Below are 16,675 nucleotides of genomic sequence, written 5' to 3' on the forward strand. Positions count from 1 at the left end.
ATGTCGCAATCGATTCGTGACAACCTCAAGCGCCTGCTGGCGCCCCGGCACCTGGCCTTCGTTGGCGGGCGCAGCATGGCGCGGGCGCTCAAGCGCTGCGCCGAAGGCGGCTTTGCCGGTGAGCTGTGGCTGGTCAACCCGCAGCATGAAAGCCTGGAAGGCATCCCTTGCGTGGCCCGCGTGGCCGACTTGCCTTACGCCCCGGACGCGGTGTTCATCGCCACCAACCGTGAGCTGACGTTGCAGTGCGTTGCCGAGCTGGCCGCGCGTGGCGCCGGGGGTGCCATCTGCTATGCCTCCGGCTTTGCCGAAAGCGGCGAAGAGGGCTGCCAGTTGCAACAGCGCCTGCTCGCTGCGGCCGGCAACATGGCCCTGCTCGGCCCCAACTGCTATGGCCTGCTCGACTACCTGCACGGTGCAGCCCTTTGGCCGGTGGCCCATGGCGGCCAGCAGGTGGAGAAGGGCGTGGCGATCCTCACCCAGAGCGGCAACTTTGCCTACAACCTGTCCATGAGCGACCGCTCGCTGCCGGTGGCCTACATGGCCTCGGTCGGCAACCAGGCGCAACTGGGTGTGGCCGAGCTGATGGATGTGCTGCTCGACGACCCACGGGTAACCGCCATCGGGTTGCACCTGGAAGGCTTGAAGAACGTGCCGGGCTTTGCACGCGCCGCCTACAAGGCATTGCAGCAGGGTACGCCGATCATTGCATTGAAGACGGGCGTTTCGCAGATCGGCGCTGAACTGGCGCTCAGCCACACCAGCTCGTTGTCCGGCTCCGATGCGTTGTACGACAGCCTGTTCCAGCGCCTGGGCGTGATCCGCGTCAGCGGCCCGGTGAGCTTTGTCGAAACGCTCAAGGCCGCAGCCTGCGGACGCTTGCCGGCAGATGGCGAGCTGATTGCGCTGGCCTGCTCAGGCGGCGATGCCGGCCTGATTGCCGACTATGCCGAACGCCACGATCTGCAACTGCCGAAGCTCGAGCAAGGGCAGGTGGCGGCACTGGCCGAGGTGTTGCCGGGCTATGCCAACCTGGTCAACCCACTGGACTTCACCACAGCCATCTGGGGCGATGAGGCCGCCCTGCAACGCATGCTCGACAGTACCCTGAGCGGCGCCGCGGGCGCGGCGATGCTGGTGCTGGACTACCCGGCGGCGTTCACCGGCGAGCGCAAGGAATGTGACCTGCTGCTGGGGCTGTACTGCGATGCCGTTGAACGCCACGGCAAGATCGGCTTCGTCACCTCGGCTTTCCCGGAACTGTTGCCTGCCAGTGCGCGTGAGCGCCTGCATGCGCGGGGCATCGCTGCCCTGCAGGGCGTGGAAGACGGCCTGGCGGCCTGGGGGCGCATCGTCGCTTACCAAAGGAACCGCCAGCGGTTACTGGACCAGGGCGAGGCTGCGCGGGTACCGCTGTGCCCCCAGGCCCTCACGGGCGAAAGCCGACTGTTGGACGAATGGCAATCCAAGCAGGCCCTGCGCGCCTTCGGTCTGCCGGTGCCTTCGGGCGTGCTGAGTACGCCCGAACGCGCCGTGGCAGACGCCGCCCGCGTCGGTTACCCCTTGGTACTGAAGGCGGTCAGCGCGCAGCTGCCGCACAAGACCGAAGCTGGTGCTGTGGCGTTGAACCTGCGCGATGCCCGCGCCCTGGAAGCTGCACTGTTGCAGATGCGCCAGCGCATCGCTGCCTACGCCCCGCACGTCGCGTTCGACCAGGTACTGCTCGAACCCATGGCCGAGCCGCCGCTGGCCGAGCTGATAGTGGGCATCAAACGTGAACACGACTTTGCCCTGGCCTTGGTGATCGGTGCCGGCGGCGTGCTGGTCGAACTGCTCAAGGACAGTGTCAGCCTGTTGTTGCCCACCACCGACAGCGCCATCCGCGCCGCACTGCTGAAGCTGCGCAGTGCCAGCCTGCTGCAAGGCTTCCGTGGCCGCCCGGCTGCCGACCTCGACGCCTTGGTCGCAGCTATCCGTGCGGTGGCCGACTACGCCTGCGAAAACGCCGGGCAGCTGTTGGAGCTGGATGTGAACCCATTGATGGTCGGTGCCCATGGCACCACCGCGGTCGACGCGCTGATCCGCCTCGGCCAGGCGCAAGGAGAACGACATGAATGACCTTACCCTGACAGCCGGCCAGGCGCTGGTGCGGTTGTTGGCCAACTACGGTGTGGAGACCGTGTTCGGCATCCCTGGGGTGCACACCCTGGAGCTGTACCGTGGCCTGCCGGGCAGTGGCATTCGCCATGTACTGACCCGCCACGAGCAGGGCGCCGGCTTCATGGCCGACGGCTATGCGCGGGTCAGTGGCAAGCCTGGGGTGTGTTTCGTCATTACCGGCCCAGGCGTGACCAACGTCGCCACCCCCATCGGCCAAGCCTATGCCGACTCGGTGCCGATGCTGGTGATTTCCAGCGTCAACCACACCGCCAGCCTGGGCAAGGGCTGGGGCTGCCTGCATGAAACCCAGGACCAGCGCGCCATGACTGCGCCCATCACGGCGTTTTCTGCGGTGGCCCTGCAGGGCGACGACTTGCCCGAGCTGATCGCTCGCGCCTGGGCAGTGTTCGACAGCGAACGGCCGCGCCCGGTGCACATTTCGGTGCCGCTGGACGTGCTGGCGGCATCGGTCAGCCGGGACTGGAGCGACGAGGTGGTACGCCGTCCTGGGCGTGGCCAGCCGTGCCGCGAAACCCTCGAGCAGGCTGCCCTGAAGCTTGCCGCCGCCCAGCGGCCGATGATCATTGCCGGGGGTGGCGCGTTGCACGCGGCTGAGCAGTTGCAGCAACTCAGTACACGGCTGGCAGCGCCACTGTTCACCAGCGTGGCCGGCAAGGGCCTGCTGCCGCCGCAGGCGCCCCTGAATGCCGGTTCCAGCCTGTGCGTGGAACCCGGCTGGCAGCTGATCAGCCAGGCTGATGTGGTGCTTGCCGTAGGCACCGAAATGGCCGACACCGACTTCTGGCGCGAGCGCCTGCCGATCACTGGCGAGCTGCTGCGCGTGGACATCGACCCGCGCAAGTTCAACGACTTCTACCCCTGTGCCATTGCCCTGCAGGGCGATGCCCGGCAAACCGTGGACGGTTTGCTCGAACACCTGCCTGCACTCGACCGAGACCCTGCTCAGGCGAGCGAAGCGGTGAGCAACCTGCGCCAGGCCATTCGTCATGGGCATGCACCGTTGCAGGCCACCCATCAGGCGATTCTTGACCGCATTGCCGCCGTGCTGCCTGACGATGCGTTCATCAGCAGCGACATGACCCAACTGGCCTACACCGGCAACTACGCCTTCGCCAGCCGGGCGCCGCGCAGCTGGCTGCATCCGACCGGCTACGGCACACTCGGCTACGGCCTGCCAGCCGGTATTGGCGGCATGCTTGCCACCGACCATCGCCCAGGCCTGGTGCTGGTGGGCGACGGCGGTTTCCTTTATACCGCCCAGGAGCTGGCCACGGCTGTAGAGGAACTGGACCGGCCGTTGGTGGTGCTGCTGTGGAACAACGACGCCCTCGGGCAGATCCGCGATGACATGCTCGGCCTGAACATCGAGCCGGTCGGCGTGCTGCCGCGTAATCCGGACTTCATCGGCCTGGCCCGTGCCTTTGGTTGCGCGGTGCGCCAGCCGCGTGATCTGGACGCGCTGCAGGCCGACCTGGCCAGCGGTTTCGCCACACCCGGCGTGACCTTCATCGAACTCAAACACACCTGCGTCTGTTAAGCCGCGAACAACCAAAAGAACAAGAGAAACCCACATGCCATTTCGCCGTACACTTCTGGCCGCATCCCTGGCCCTGCTGATCACCGGCCAAGCCCCACTGTATGCCGCCCCCCCGCTGTCGATGGACAACGGTACCAATGCCCTGACCGTGCAAAACAGCAATGCCTGGGTCGAAGTCAGCGCCAGCGCCCTGCAGCACAACATCCGCACGCTGCAGGCCGAGCTGGCCGGCAAGTCCAAGCTGTGCGCCGTGCTCAAGGCCGATGCCTATGGCCACGGTATCGGCCTGGTAATGCCATCGATCATCGCCCAGGGCGTGCCCTGCGTGGCGGTGGCCAGCAACGAGGAGGCCCGCGTGGTCCGCGCCAGTGGCTTCACCGGGCAACTGGTGCGGGTACGCCTGGCCAGCCTCAGCGAGCTGGAAGATGGCTTGCAGTACGACATGGAAGAGCTGGTGGGCAGCGCGGAATTTGCCCGCCAGGCCGATGCCATCGCCGCGCGCCATGGCAAGACCTTGCGCATTCACATGGCGCTCAACTCCAGCGGCATGAGCCGCAACGGGGTGGAGATGGCCACCTGGTCCGGCCGTGGCGAAGCGCTGCAGATCACCGACCAGAAGCACCTCAAGCTGGTCGCGCTGATGACCCACTTCGCCGTGGAAGACAAGGACGATGTCCGCAAGGGCCTGGCGGCCTTCAACGAGCAGACTGACTGGTTGATCAAGCACGCGAAGCTCGACCGCAGCAAGCTCACCCTGCACGCCGCCAACTCGTTCGCTACGCTGGAGGTGCCGGAAGCGCGCCTGGACATGGTACGAACAGGGGGCGCGCTGTTCGGTGACACCGTGCCGGCGCGCACCGAGTACAAGCGTGCGATGCAGTTCAAATCGCACGTGGCTGCGGTGCACAGCTATCCGGCTGGCAACACCGTGGGCTATGACCGCACCTTCACCCTGGCCCGTGAATCGCGCCTGGCCAACATTACGGTCGGGTACTCCGATGGCTACCGCCGGGTATTCACCAACAAGGGCCATGTGCTGATCAACGGCCACCGTGTGCCGGTGGTGGGCAAGGTGTCGATGAACACGCTGATGGTCGATGTCACCGACTTCCCGGACGTGAAGGGGGGCAACGAAGTGGTGCTGTTCGGCAAGCAGGCCGGGGGCGAAATCACCCAGGCCGAGATGGAAGAAATCAACGGCGCGTTGCTGGCCGACCTGTACACCGTGTGGGGCAGTTCCAACCCGAAGATCCTCGTCGACTGAAACCGCCAAAGAAGGGAGATTGCCATGCGCTACGCCAAGCTTACCCAACGCATCGCCGGCGACGGGGCTGCGGCCTGGGACATCCACTACCGCGCCCTTGCGCTGCAGGCCGAGGGTAAGGACATCCTGCTGCTGTCGGTGGGTGACCCGGACTTCGACACCCCCGCGCCTATCGTCGAGGCGGCCATCGACAGCCTGCGCGCTGGCCATACCCATTACGCCGATGTACGCGGCAAGCTGGCGCTGCGCCAGGCCATCGCCAACCGTCACCGGCAGCGCAGTGGCCAGGCGGTGAGCGTCGACCAGGTGACCGTGCTGGCGGGTGCCCAGTGCGCGCTGTTCTGCGTGGCCCAGTGCATACTCGACCCAGGCGATGAGGTGATCGTTGCCGAACCGATGTATGTCACTTACGAGGCCGTGTTCGGCGCCTGTGGCGCCAAGGTGGTACCGGTACCGGTCAAGCCCGAGAATGGCTTTCGCGTGTGCCCGCGTGACGTCGCCGAGCGCATTACCCCGCGCACCCGCGCTTTGGCGCTGAACAGCCCGCACAACCCTTCGGGGGCGAGCCTGCCGCGCGCCACCTGGGAGGCGCTGGCCGAACTGTGCATTGCCCATGATCTGTGGCTGATCTCTGACGAGGTCTACAGCGAGCTGCTGTATGAAGGCGAGCATGTCAGCCCCGGCAGCCTGCCGGGCATGGCCGAGCGCACTGCAACGTTGAACAGCCTGTCCAAGTCGCATGCCATGACCGGCTGGCGCATGGGGTGGGTGGTCAGCTCGACAGCACTGGCCACGCACCTGGAAAACCTCGCCCTGTGCATGCTCTACGGCTTGCCGGACTTCGTCCAGGATGCCGCCGTGGTGGCGCTGGAGCAGCCGTTGCCAGAGCTGGACGCCATGCGCGAAGCCTACCGCGAGCGGCGCGATCTGGTGTGCGAGCAGCTGGCCGGCTGCCCGGGCCTCAAGGCATTGAAGCCCGATGGTGGCATGTTCGTGATGGTCGATATTCGTGAGACCGGCGTAAGTGCCCAGGCCTTTGCCGACTACCTGCTGGACAGCCAGGGCGTGTCGGTGCTTGCCGGCGAAGCGTTCGGCCCCAGTGCTGCCGGGCATATCCGCCTGGGCCTGGTGCTGGGCAATGCGGCGCTGGTCGATGCCTGCCAGCGCATCGCCCGCTGTGCCGACGAACTGAAACGGGAGTACGGCCATGCGTGAGTACGCGCGGCTGTACATTGATGGCGCCTGGCAGGTGCCGAGCGGGCAGGGCATGGCTGAGGTGATCGACCCGGCCACCGAGCAGGCCATTGGCCGGGTACCCTTGGGCGCCGAGGCCGATGTCGAGCGGGCGGTGATGGCGGCGCGGCGGGCCTTCGATGGCTGGTCGCGCACACCGTCCAGCGTGCGCGCCGGGTACATCCGGGCATTGGTCGCACAGCTGAAAAACCGTGCGGCGCAAATGGCCGAGGTCATCACCGACGAGTTGGGCATGCCGGTGCAGTGGTGCCAGGCGGTGCAGGTCGAAGGCCCGATTGCCGGGTTGGAGCAATACGCCGAACTGGCCGGGCTGATGGACGAGGTGCGCGAAGTCGGCAACTCGTTGGTGTACCGTGAGGCCGTTGGCGTGTGCGCATTCATCAACCCGTGGAACTACCCGCTGCACCAGATGATCGGCAAGCTGGCGCCGGCCCTGGCTGCCGGGTGCACGGTGGTGGTCAAACCCAGCCAGGAAACGCCGCTACACGCATTTGTGCTGGCCGAAATGATCGACGCCATCGGCCTGCCGGCAGGGGTGTTCAACCTGGTCAGCGGCCCAGGTGCCAAGGTCGGTGAAGCCCTGGCCCGGCACCCGCAGGTGGACATGGTGTCGTTCACCGGCTCAACCGGTGCCGGGGTGCGGGTGGCACAAGCGGCTGCGCCGACGGTGAAGCGGGTATGCCTGGAACTGGGAGGCAAGTCACCGTTGCTGATTACCGCCGATGCCGACCTGCACGCTGCGGTGCGCTATGGCGTGCAGGACGTGATGATCAACTCGGGGCAGACCTGCACGGCACTGACCCGCATGCTGCTGCCGGCCAGCCGCTATGCCGAGGCGCTGGACATTGCCCAGGCCGAGACCCGCGCACTGGTCATGGGCGACCCGCGTGACCCCGCCAGTTTCCTCGGGCCGATGTGTTCGGCAGGCCAGCGGCGCACGGTGCTCGACTACATTCGCCAGGGCCAGGAGGAGGGCGCGCGCTTGTTGTGCGGTGGTAATCACGGCGGCTTCGAGCGCGGCTTCTACGTGGCGCCCACGTTGTTCGCCGACGTCGACAACCGCATGCGCATTGCCCAGGAAGAAATCTTCGGTCCGGTGCTGTGCCTGATCCCCTACGCCGACGAGGCCCAGGCGCTGGCGCTGGCCAATGACTCGCCGTTCGGCCTGTCCAGCGCGGTGTGGGCGGGCAGCCGCGAGCACGGCCTGGCGCTGGCGCGGCAGATACGGGCCGGGCAGTGCTTCATCAACGGGGGCGGGTTCAACTACCGGGCGCCGTTCGGTGGCTACAAGCAGTCGGGCAACGGTCGCGAGTGGGGCGAAGAGGGCCTGGCCGAGTTCGTCGAGGTGAAAGCCGTACAGTGCTGAGCCACCGCTGGAAGACAACCTGTTTTGTGTAAGGAGAATGCTTGTGAATGTACTGATCGTCCACGCTCACCCCGAACCGCAATCGTTCACGGCAGCCCTGCGTGACCAGGCTGTGGAAACCTTCCGTGCCCAAGGTCATCAGGTGCAGGTCAGTGACTTGTACGCCATGGGCTGGAACCCGGTGGCCAGTGCCGATGACTTTACCCAGCGCGAGAACCCCGAGTACCTCGTGTATGCGCTGGAGCAGCGTCAGGGCGTCAAGCGCGGTGCCATTGCCGCCGATATCCAGCAGGAGCTGGACAAGCTGTTGTGGGCCGACTTGCTGGTGTTGAACTTCCCGATTTTCTGGTTCTCGGCTCCGGCCATGCTCAAGGGCTGGATCGACCGGGTGCTGGTGTCGGGGGTGTGCTATGGCGGCAAGCGCTTCTACGACCAGGGCGGGTTGGCGGGCAAGAAGGCGCTGGTGACCGTGACCCTGGGCGGGCGCGAGCACATGTTTGGCGATGGCGCGATTCACGGGCCGCTGGAAGACATGCTGCGGCCGATCCTGCGGGGCACGCTGGCCTACGTCGGGTTCGAGGTGCTGCCGCCGTTCGTGGCTTGGCATGTGCCTTACATCAGTGCTGCTGCGCGGCAGGACTTTCTGCAGCAATACCGGCAGCGTCTGGAGCAGCTCTCGGACGACCAGCCACTGGTGTTCCCGCGCCTGGCGCAGTTCGATGAAGCGTTGTACCCGCTGACGTGACCTTTCTCCTGTACTGAGCACTGGGGCCGCGTTGCGGCCCTTTCGCGACACAAGGCCGCTCCCACAGGATTACCGCCAGCTTCGAAGGCTGCGCCGTCCTCCCACAGGATTACCACCAGCTTCGAAGGCTGCGCCGTCCTTGTGGGAGCGGCCTTGTGTCGCGAAAGGGCTGCAAAGCAGCCCCAACATTTTGTCGGCATACGATGTTCTGCGAACCTCCCAGCGCCACCTGCCAAAAAACGACCACCCACACATTCGGGGTATGTCACCCCTGGACGAATCCACCGATAGTGAACCCATCGGCTCGATCCGGAGCACTCACACGATGGAGTTGCCATGCGCAAGGTACTGAAGGTGATTGGCGGTCTGCTGCTGGCGTCTGGCGCCAGCCTGGCCCAGGCGGCAGAGGTGGACAGTGGTAACACGTTACGGTTGTACAACTGGACCGACTACATCGGTGAAACCACCCTGGCCGACTTCGAGAAGGCCACCGGCATCAAGGTCATCTACGACACCTTTGATGGCTACGAAACCGTGCAGACCAAACTGCTCACCGGCCGTTCCGGCTACGATCTGGTCATGCTCAACGCCTCGCTGGTCCCCCCGCTGATCAGCGCCGGCGTGTTCCAGGCACTGGATAAGCAGCAACTGCCTAGCTGGCAAAACCTCGATCAGCAGGTGGTCAACAACCTGCAGGGCTACGACCCTGGCCTGAAGTACTCGGCGCCCTATACCTGGGGCAGCTCGGGGGTAACCTACAACGTCGACAAGATCACCGCGCGCATGCCCGACGCGCCGATCGGTTCGCTGGCCATGCTGTTCGACCCCAAGATCGTCTCGCGCTTCGCCGACTGCGGCGTCACCCTGATGGACGCGCCCACCGAGGTCATTCCGCTGGCCCTGCAGTACCTGGGCAAGGACCCACGCAGCGCGTCGCCTGCCGACCTCAAGGCGGCCGAGCAACTGCTGCTGGGCATCCGCCCCTACATTCGCAAGTTCGACTCGGTCAACTACCTCACCAGCCTGCCCAACGGCGATGTCTGCCTGGCGCTGACCTGGTCCGGTGACTACGCCACCGCCCAGGCCCGCGCGGTGGAAGCGAAGAAGGACATCAAACTGTCGTTCTTCATCCCCCAGGAAGGTTCGCTGATCTGGTTCGACAACCTGTACATCCCCAAGGATGCGCCGCACGCGGCCAACGCCCACCGCTTCATCGAGTTTCTGCTGCAGCCGCAGACCATGGCCAAGGTCACTGACTACATCCACTACGCCAACAGCAACGCCGCCGCCACCGCGCTGGTGCGTGACGACATCCGCCAGGACCCGACCATCTACCCCGACGCACAAACCCGTGAGCGCCTGTTCGCGCAGAAAACCCAGAGCCCCAAGGACATGCGCGCCATCACCCGGGTCTGGAGCACGGTCAAGACCGGTTTCTGAACACTGCCCAAACATTCTCGCCAAGGAGCTGCCCATGGCCACCCCAAGCAAAGCATTCGCTATCGCCCACGACCCGCTGGTGGAGGCCGACAAGGCCCACTACATGCACGGCTACCATGTGTTCGACGAGCACCGCGAGCAAGGCGCGCTGAACATCGTCGCCGGCGAGGGCGCCTACATTCGTGACACCCACGGCAACCGCTTCCTTGATGCCGTCGGCGGCATGTGGTGCACCAACATCGGCCTGGGCCGCGAGGAAATGGCCCTGGCCATCGCAGACCAGGTGCGCCAGCTGGCGTATTCCAACCCGTTCTCCGACATGGCCAACGACGTGGCCATCGAACTGTGCCAGAAGCTTGCGCAGCTGGCGCCGGGCGACTTGAACCATGTGTTCCTCACCACCGGCGGCTCGACCGCTGTCGACACCGCCTACCGGCTGATCCAGTACTACCAGAACTGCCGCGGCAAGCCACACAAAAAGCACATCATCGCCCGCTACAACGCCTACCACGGCTCCACCACCCTGACCATGTCGATCGGCAACAAGGCCGCCGACCGGGTGCCGGAGTTCGACTATCACCACGACCTGATCCACCACGTCTCCAACCCCAACCCGTACCGTGCCCCGCACGACATGGACGAGGCCGAATTCCTCGACTACCTGGTGGCCGAGTTCGAGGACAAGATCCTGTCGCTGGGTGCCGACAACGTGGCGGCGTTCTTCGCCGAGCCGATCATGGGCTCGGGCGGGGTGATCATTCCGCCCGAGGGCTACTTCCAGCGCATGTGGCAGCTGTGCCAGACCTACGACATCCTGTTCGTCGCCGACGAAGTGGTGACCTCCTTCGGGCGCCTGGGCACCTTCTTCGCCAGCGAGGAACTGTTTGGCGTGATCCCAGACATCATCACCACCGCCAAAGGCCTGACCTCGGCGTACCTGCCGCTGGGCGCGTGTATTTTTTCCGAGCGCATCTGGCAAGTGATTGCCGAGCCAGGCAAGGGCCGTTGCTTCACCCACGGGTTTACCTACAGCGGCCACGCGGTGTGCTGCACGGCGGCGCTGAAGAACATCGAGATCATCGAGCGCGAGCAACTGCTCGATCATGTCAGGGACGTGGGGGGTTACCTTGAGCAACGCTTGCAGAGCCTGCGCGATCTGCCGCTGGTGGGGGATGTGCGCTGCATGAAGCTGATGGCCTGTGTCGAGTTCGTCGCCAACAAGGCCAGCAAGGCACTGTTCGCCGATGAGGTGAACATCGGCGAGCGCATCCACAGCAAGGCGCAGGAAAAAGGGTTGCTGGTGCGCCCGATCATGCACCTGAACGTGATGTCGCCACCGTTGATCATCACCCATGCGCAGGTGGACGAGATCGTCGAGACCCTGCGCCAGTGCATCCTCGAAACCGCGCGTGAACTCACGGCGCTTGGCCTGTACCAAGGCCGATGAACCTGGCGCAAAGGGCTGTGCGCGGGCGTGCCTGGCAGGCTAGACTGCCGGGCATGACCCAGGCCTCCCCCGATACCCCGCTTACCCTCACAATGGGCGCGCTGCAGCAGTGGCACGTGGCGTTGCAGCGCGCCCTGGCCCATGGCGAAACCCCCGAGGCGCTGGAGTATGTGGCCGCTGCCATCGGCCAGTTGGTGCAGGTGGAGTCGATGATGATCAGCCTTGAGTGCCAGGGGCGGGCACCGCAGTTGCTGTACCAGCAAGGCATTCCTGAACTGCACCGGGCTGCCGTGCTGGAGCGCTATTTCAGCGCCGGCTACCTGCTGGACCCTTTCTGCCTTGCCGTGCAAAGCGGCCTGGCCGAAGGCTTCTACCACCTGCAGGAAATCGCCCCCGACAACTTCTTCGACAGCGACTACTACAAGGCTTATTACCTGGGTACAGGTTGCAGTGAAGACAGCTACTACATCGTCGACCTCAGCGCAGGCCGCAAGCTGTCGCTGAGCCTGTTCCAGGGCTGCAGCGGCACGCGCCTGAATGCCGGGCAGGTCGACCTGTTGCGTGCGCTGGAGCCGATGGTGCGCGAACTGCTGGGGCGCTATGCCCGGCACAACCTGGAACCGGGCGCTGCATCAACCGAACGCGGCAGCCTGCAGGCAGCGTTCGACAGCTTTGGCTGTCAGGTGCTGACCGACCGCGAACGGGAAGTGGCGCACATGATCCTGCGCGGGCACTCGGTGAAATCTACTGCGCAGGAGCTGGGTATCTCGCCGGAGACCGTGCGCATGCACCGCAAGAACCTGTACATGAAGCTCGGGATCAACTCGCAATCGGAGTTGTTTGCACGGTTTATCGACTGGTTACGCGGTGATCAGCTGGAAATCCTTAGCGTAACGCGGTGATCAATTTTCTATACCTCCCGGTATATGGACAGCCCTGCACCTTGCCGCATAGCTTAACCCTCGACGGGGCGCGCCATGCTCAAGCCATAACAACAACGATGCCCCGTTACATTTCAGTCCTGCCAACCCAAAACTCTAAAAATGAGGCGGCAAATGGAAAGCATCGGCACCTATGTCATCTACGTCATCATGGTGTGCGCGGTACTGGGTGCCGTGGCATCCATCTACAACCCCGAAGGCGAACTGGGCCAGGAGTTCATCGCCGGCCTGCACAGCATCGGCCCCATCTTTATCCCGGTAGCCGGCATCATGGCGGCGATCCCGTACATTTCAGCTGGTATCAGTCATGTGATCGCGCCACTGTTCCAGGCCATCGGGGCCGACCCTGGCATCGCCGGTCCCATCTTCATCGCCTCGGACATGGGCGGCTACCAGTTAGCCAAAGCGCTGGCGCAAAGCCAGGAAGGCTGGATCCTCGGCCTGATCACCGGCTTTCAGTGCGGCGCCACCATCATCTTCGTCATTCCGGTCGGGTTGGCCATGCTGCGCAAGGCCGACCACAAGTACATGGCACTGGGGATCATGGCCGGGCTGCTGACCATTCCGCTGAGCATCATGATCATTGCCATGACCATGCAGGCGCTTGGCCTGAGCGTGCGTCCGGACATCGCTACCACTGGCGCCGCTACCCAGGCACTGCACTTCACCTGGGCAATGCTGCTGCGCAACCTGATGCCGTTGATCCTGTTTTGCATTGCCCTGGCAGCAGCATTGCGCTACTTCCCCACACTGATGGTGTACCTGTTCCTCAAGCTCGGCCAGTTCATGTACATCGCCGTGGTTCTGGTGCTGGTAGCGTCCATCGTGCAGTACTTCACCGGCCTGTTCAGCCACCTGTTCGGCAGCTGGGGTTTTGCGCCGATCATCGCCGATGCCGATGATCAGTTTCGCGCCTTGGAAATTGCTGGCTACATCGGCCTGATGCTGTGCGGGGCGTTCCCCATGGTGCACTTGCTCAAGCGCTTCCTGGCGCAGCCAATCGAACGGGTGGCCTCGCGCTTTGGCATGTCTGGTGTCGGTGCGGCCGGGGTATTGGCGGCCTCGGCGAATATCCTGGCCATGTTTCGCTTGGTCAGCGAAATGCCGCCCAAGGACAAGGTATTGGTGATCGCTTTCTCTGTGTGCGCCGCGTTCACCTTTGGCGACCACATGGCCTTCTCCGCCAACTTCCAGCCCTCGCTGATACTGCCGTTGATGATAGGCAAACTCAGTGGCGGCCTGATCGCCATGCTGCTGGCCAGTTGGCTGGCGGTGCCCAAGGCGCAGGAGTTGGGGCGTCAGGACGCTGCCGCAGGTGTCTGCAAGGGGGTGGCCGAGCCGTCCTGAGCAAAAGCGTCATGCGCATGATCCGGAGCGTCCTGGGCGCTCCGGATTTTGTGTTTTTAACCGATCAAGGCGGTAAGGTCATGCAGGCCTTCGGTGCATGAGCGTGTGGTGAGCAATGACAAAAGATGAGGCAAACGAGTTGGCAGCGGTGATCGAGGCGATCGGCAGCGAACAGCTGGGACCGGCGCTGGATGCGTGGCTGCGCAGCAAGCTGACGTTCGACATGAGTTGCGCCTACCTGTTCCAGTTCAATCAACCAGCACTGCTGGTGCATAACGGGTACAACCGTACGGTCACGGAGCGTACGTTGAACGCCTACGTGCGCGGCGGCTACCTGCTTGACCCGTTCTACGTTGCTTGCGTCAACGAGCACCCATCCGGGCTATGGCGCATGAGCGAACTGGCACCTGACTGCTTCTTCTCTTCAGGGTTTGCCATTTCCAAGGACATCCACCCCTGCGTGTCGTCCGACTATGGGACGGCGGTGGATGAGGTGGGCTTCATCATTCCCCTTCGGCCCCGGTTGGCGATCGTCTATTCGCTGATGCGCAACCACGGCAGCGGGGATTTCGGTGCAGGAGAAATGGACCTGTTGGCTGCAATGTCGCCGCTGCTGGCTTCGGTTTTTGGTCAGCACTGTCGATTGCGTTACGCTGATATCCTGCGCGCAGCACCAGAGGGGGTGGTGCTGGAGGACGCCTTCGTAGAGATCTTGCAAGGGCAACTGACTGAAACCCAGCGCCTTATCGCCAAGTTGTTGTTACAGGGGCACAGCAATGCGTCGATTGCGCGGCAGCTGAATATTTCCGATGGGACGGTAAAGGTGCACAAGCACAACATCTATCAGCGCCTGGAAATTTCATCCAACGCCGAACTGTTTCGCCTGTTTATCGATTATCTGGCCAAGGGCTGATACAGCAAGGGGCTGCAAAGCAGCCCCTTGCTGTATCAGGTACAGGTCACCTGAACAGCGGACTCAGGTGCTCGCTGAGGTAGATCCCTTGCGGATCGAGCTGGCGGCGCAGCTTACGGAAGTCCTCGGCCCGCGGGTATATTGCACTCACATCTTCACCCGTCAGGAAATGCAGCTTGCCCCAGTGCGGTCTGGCGCCATAGGAACGCAGGATCTGATCCACCGCCCGCAGATAGTCCCAGTAGTCGGTACCCGGCTGGCCGGACACCGAAATGGTCACGCTGTCCTGCTCGAAGAATGGGCTCATCCACGCCCCGTCACCGGCAGTAAAGCGGTACTCGATGGGGTAGATGGCCTTGGGGAAGTCCTCCAGCATCAGCTTGCGCACGGCCCGCAACGCTTCCTTGCTGTGGCGCAACGGCACAGCGTATTCCAGCTCGTGAAAGTTGGGCAGGTACTCGATCGGGTACACATCCGAGCTGTAGGCCACTTTCTCGAACTCGCTTTCCCAGATCGGGTGGCCGGTGATGTCCATGACCTTCACTTCGCAGACATCGGTGGTGCGCCCGCTTGTAGAGGTGGCGGCGGTATCGGGTAGGCAATAGCAATGCCGGCTTTGCTCGTAGGGGCACCAGAAGAAGCTGAAGTGGCGGTGTTCGCGTGCCAGTTCGTCGTGCTTTTCCATCACGCTTTCGAAGTCTTCGCGCCAGATGCGCTCGTGCAGGTTGAAGCTGTCGGTCACCTGCAAGGTCAGTTCGGAAACAATGCCCAGTACGCCCAGCGACACCCGACCCGCTTGTAGCAGGTCAGGGGTGCTTTCGTCGACCACGAGTATTTCGCCATTGGGTTGCACCAGCTTCATGCCGACAATCGACGAGGCCAGGTTGCCGAGGGTCAGACCGGTGCCGTGGGTACCGGTAGTCAATGCGCCTGCAATCGACTGGCTGTCGATGTCGCCCTGGTTGACCATTGATAACCCGGCGGCACGCAATGTCTTGCCCAAGGCATTGATGGTGGTGCCGGCGGCAGCGGTGACGCGCTTCCTCTCGTGGTCGATATGGCGTACGCCGCTCATGTTGGCCAGGGTCAGGTGCAGGCCATTGGTCAGTGCCACCGGGGTGAAGGAATGCCCCGAGCCGGCCACGCGCACGTTCATGCCATTGCTGCTGGCCTGGCTGACCATTGAGCACAGTTCGTCCTCGCTGGCCGGTGCCCCGCGTGCTGTACGGATGCAGGACTGGTTACCGGCCCAGTTGCGCCAGTGCGCGTGTTCAAGGCCGAATTCGTTGATATGCATGTTGTTGGAAGAGGTGCTCACATCGTTCTCCTGCCGGTTGTTCTTGTAATCAGAGGGCGGTGTAGCCATTGTCGGCAAACAGGTGCGCACCGTTTACGAAACTGGCGTCGTCACTGGCCAGGAACAAGGCTGCGCTGGCGACTTCCGAGGGTTGGCACAAGCGCCCCTGGGCGGCAGCGATGGCCTGTTCGCTGACGTCCACGCCATGTTTGCGCAACATATCGATCTCGCGCAGGCCGTGGGCGGTGGCGATGAAGCCCGGGCAGATGGCATTGGCGCGAATGCCTCGGTCGCGAAACTCCACAGCGATAGCCCGGGCGAACATATGGGTGGCACCCTTGCTGGTGCAATACAGCACCTCCATCGGCGTGCCCACCACTGCCGAGATGGATGAAGTGCAGACGATACTGCCGCCGCCGGCCGCGAGCATGCCCGGCAACACCGCGCCGGTGACCAGGAACATGCTCTTCACGTTCACGGCCATGATCCGGTCCCATTCTTCTTCACTGGTTTCCAGGAAGGGCATGGCCGACAGGATGCCCGCGTGGTTCATCAGCACGGTGATGTGGCCGAATGCCTCTTCTACGGCCGCCACCGCGGCCTTCACTTGTTGTGCGTCCGAGACATCGGCGGCGGCGAAGATGGCCTGGTAACCTGCATCACGCAATCGCCTTGCAACTTCGGCGCCCTTGCTGCCGGGCAGGTCGACAATGCCTACCCTTGCCCCTTCTGCCGCGAACAGCTCCGATGCGGCCAGCCCGCAGCCACCCGCACCGCCAGTGATCAGCGCCACCTTGCCGTTAAGACGTCCAGCCATGTTCGACTCCCGATGTTTTTTGATTGACTGTCTTGAGCCCGGGCGTTTCGCGATTCGCGTGCCGGAGCATGAAACAGATCATCGGGAACATCCATATACCGATGGGTATACGGGGCACGCATAGGC

The 16,675-nt window shown here is 63.8% G+C and carries 13 protein-coding genes; 11 read left to right on the plus strand and 2 right to left on the minus strand.

The annotated features are described in order from the left end of the window. From REH59_RS11785 to REH59_RS11835, 11 genes are all read left to right on the plus strand, one after another. The gene (locus REH59_RS11785) at positions 1-2,118 is read left to right on the plus strand and encodes an acetate--CoA ligase family protein (RefSeq protein WP_014860010.1); all 2,118 of its coding nucleotides are present in this window, start codon (positions 1-3) and stop codon (positions 2,116-2,118) included. Then, positions 2,111-3,718, plus strand: a complete 1,608-nt coding sequence (locus tag REH59_RS11790) for a 5-guanidino-2-oxopentanoate decarboxylase (protein WP_014860011.1) — start codon at positions 2,111-2,113, stop codon at positions 3,716-3,718. Before REH59_RS11785 ends, REH59_RS11790 begins: the two co-directional genes overlap by 8 nt. Before the next feature lie 34 nt (positions 3,719-3,752). Next, positions 3,753-4,982 (plus strand): alanine racemase, encoded by a 1,230-nt coding sequence (gene alr / locus REH59_RS11795; RefSeq protein WP_014860012.1) that lies wholly within the window; start codon positions 3,753-3,755, stop codon positions 4,980-4,982. A 24-nt stretch (positions 4,983-5,006) separates the two neighbouring features. Next, entirely contained in the window at positions 5,007-6,197 is a 1,191-nt protein-coding gene (locus REH59_RS11800) for a pyridoxal phosphate-dependent aminotransferase (RefSeq protein WP_014860013.1), read from the plus strand. Next, a complete protein-coding gene (locus tag REH59_RS11805; RefSeq protein ID WP_014860014.1) occupies positions 6,190-7,602 on the plus strand; it encodes an aldehyde dehydrogenase family protein in 1,413 nt (470 codons plus the stop codon). The genes REH59_RS11800 and REH59_RS11805 overlap by 8 nt, the downstream gene beginning before the upstream one ends. Before the next feature lie 43 nt (positions 7,603-7,645). Continuing rightward, entirely contained in the window at positions 7,646-8,347 is a 702-nt protein-coding gene (locus REH59_RS11810; RefSeq protein ID WP_004576441.1) for an NAD(P)H-dependent oxidoreductase, read from the plus strand. Between the two features lie 336 nt (positions 8,348-8,683). Next, a complete protein-coding gene (locus REH59_RS11815) occupies positions 8,684-9,787 on the plus strand; it encodes a polyamine ABC transporter substrate-binding protein (protein ID WP_014860015.1) in 1,104 nt (367 codons plus the stop codon). A gap of 34 nt (positions 9,788-9,821) precedes the next feature. Further along, positions 9,822-11,234 (plus strand): aminotransferase, encoded by a 1,413-nt coding sequence (locus REH59_RS11820; protein ID WP_320450573.1) that lies wholly within the window; start codon positions 9,822-9,824, stop codon positions 11,232-11,234. Between the two features lie 53 nt (positions 11,235-11,287). After that, the gene (locus REH59_RS11825) at positions 11,288-12,136 is read left to right on the plus strand and encodes a helix-turn-helix domain-containing protein (RefSeq protein ID WP_004577509.1); all 849 of its coding nucleotides are present in this window, start codon (positions 11,288-11,290) and stop codon (positions 12,134-12,136) included. A 153-nt stretch (positions 12,137-12,289) separates the two neighbouring features. Continuing rightward, positions 12,290-13,522: an ethanolamine utilization protein EutH gene (gene eutH / locus REH59_RS11830; RefSeq protein ID WP_014860018.1), complete on the plus strand. Its 1,233-nt coding sequence runs from the start codon at positions 12,290-12,292 to the stop codon at positions 13,520-13,522. A 115-nt stretch (positions 13,523-13,637) separates the two neighbouring features. After that, a complete protein-coding gene (locus REH59_RS11835) occupies positions 13,638-14,435 on the plus strand; it encodes a helix-turn-helix transcriptional regulator (RefSeq protein WP_004577507.1) in 798 nt (265 codons plus the stop codon). A 46-nt stretch (positions 14,436-14,481) separates the two neighbouring features. Here REH59_RS11835 and REH59_RS11840 read toward each other — a convergent pair whose 3' ends face one another. After that, positions 14,482-15,753, minus strand: coding sequence for a D-arabinono-1,4-lactone oxidase (locus REH59_RS11840; RefSeq protein WP_014860019.1), 1,272 nt, complete (start codon positions 15,751-15,753; stop codon positions 14,482-14,484). A 28-nt stretch (positions 15,754-15,781) separates the two neighbouring features. Continuing rightward, entirely contained in the window at positions 15,782-16,549 is a 768-nt protein-coding gene (locus REH59_RS11845; RefSeq protein ID WP_012051983.1) for an SDR family NAD(P)-dependent oxidoreductase, read from the minus strand. Positions 16,550-16,675 lie beyond the last annotated feature (126 nt).

The sequence above is a fragment of the Pseudomonas sp. BO3-4 genome (assembly GCF_034044115.1).
GTDB lineage: Bacteria > Pseudomonadota > Gammaproteobacteria > Pseudomonadales > Pseudomonadaceae > Aquipseudomonas > Aquipseudomonas alloputida.

Bases quoted from the DNA above. Each gene is read 5' to 3' on its own strand.
- REH59_RS11785 (WP_014860010.1), top strand. From the start codon at position 1: ATGTCGCAATCGATTCGTGACAACCTCAAGCGCCTGCTGGCGCCCCGG.
- REH59_RS11790 (WP_014860011.1), top strand. From the start codon at position 2,111: ATGAATGACCTTACCCTGACAGCCGGCCAGGCGCTGGTGCGGTTGTTG.
- alr (WP_014860012.1), top strand. From the start codon at position 3,753: ATGCCATTTCGCCGTACACTTCTGGCCGCATCCCTGGCCCTGCTGATC.
- REH59_RS11800 (WP_014860013.1), top strand. From the start codon at position 5,007: ATGCGCTACGCCAAGCTTACCCAACGCATCGCCGGCGACGGGGCTGCG.
- REH59_RS11805 (WP_014860014.1), top strand. From the start codon at position 6,190: ATGCGTGAGTACGCGCGGCTGTACATTGATGGCGCCTGGCAGGTGCCG.
- REH59_RS11815 (WP_014860015.1), top strand. From the start codon at position 8,684: ATGCGCAAGGTACTGAAGGTGATTGGCGGTCTGCTGCTGGCGTCTGGC.
- REH59_RS11820 (WP_320450573.1), top strand. From the start codon at position 9,822: ATGGCCACCCCAAGCAAAGCATTCGCTATCGCCCACGACCCGCTGGTG.
- REH59_RS11825 (WP_004577509.1), top strand. From the start codon at position 11,288: ATGACCCAGGCCTCCCCCGATACCCCGCTTACCCTCACAATGGGCGCG.
- eutH (WP_014860018.1), top strand. From the start codon at position 12,290: ATGGAAAGCATCGGCACCTATGTCATCTACGTCATCATGGTGTGCGCG.
- REH59_RS11835 (WP_004577507.1), top strand. From the start codon at position 13,638: ATGACAAAAGATGAGGCAAACGAGTTGGCAGCGGTGATCGAGGCGATC.
- REH59_RS11845 (WP_012051983.1), bottom strand. From the start codon at position 16,549: ATGGCTGGACGTCTTAACGGCAAGGTGGCGCTGATCACTGGCGGTGCG.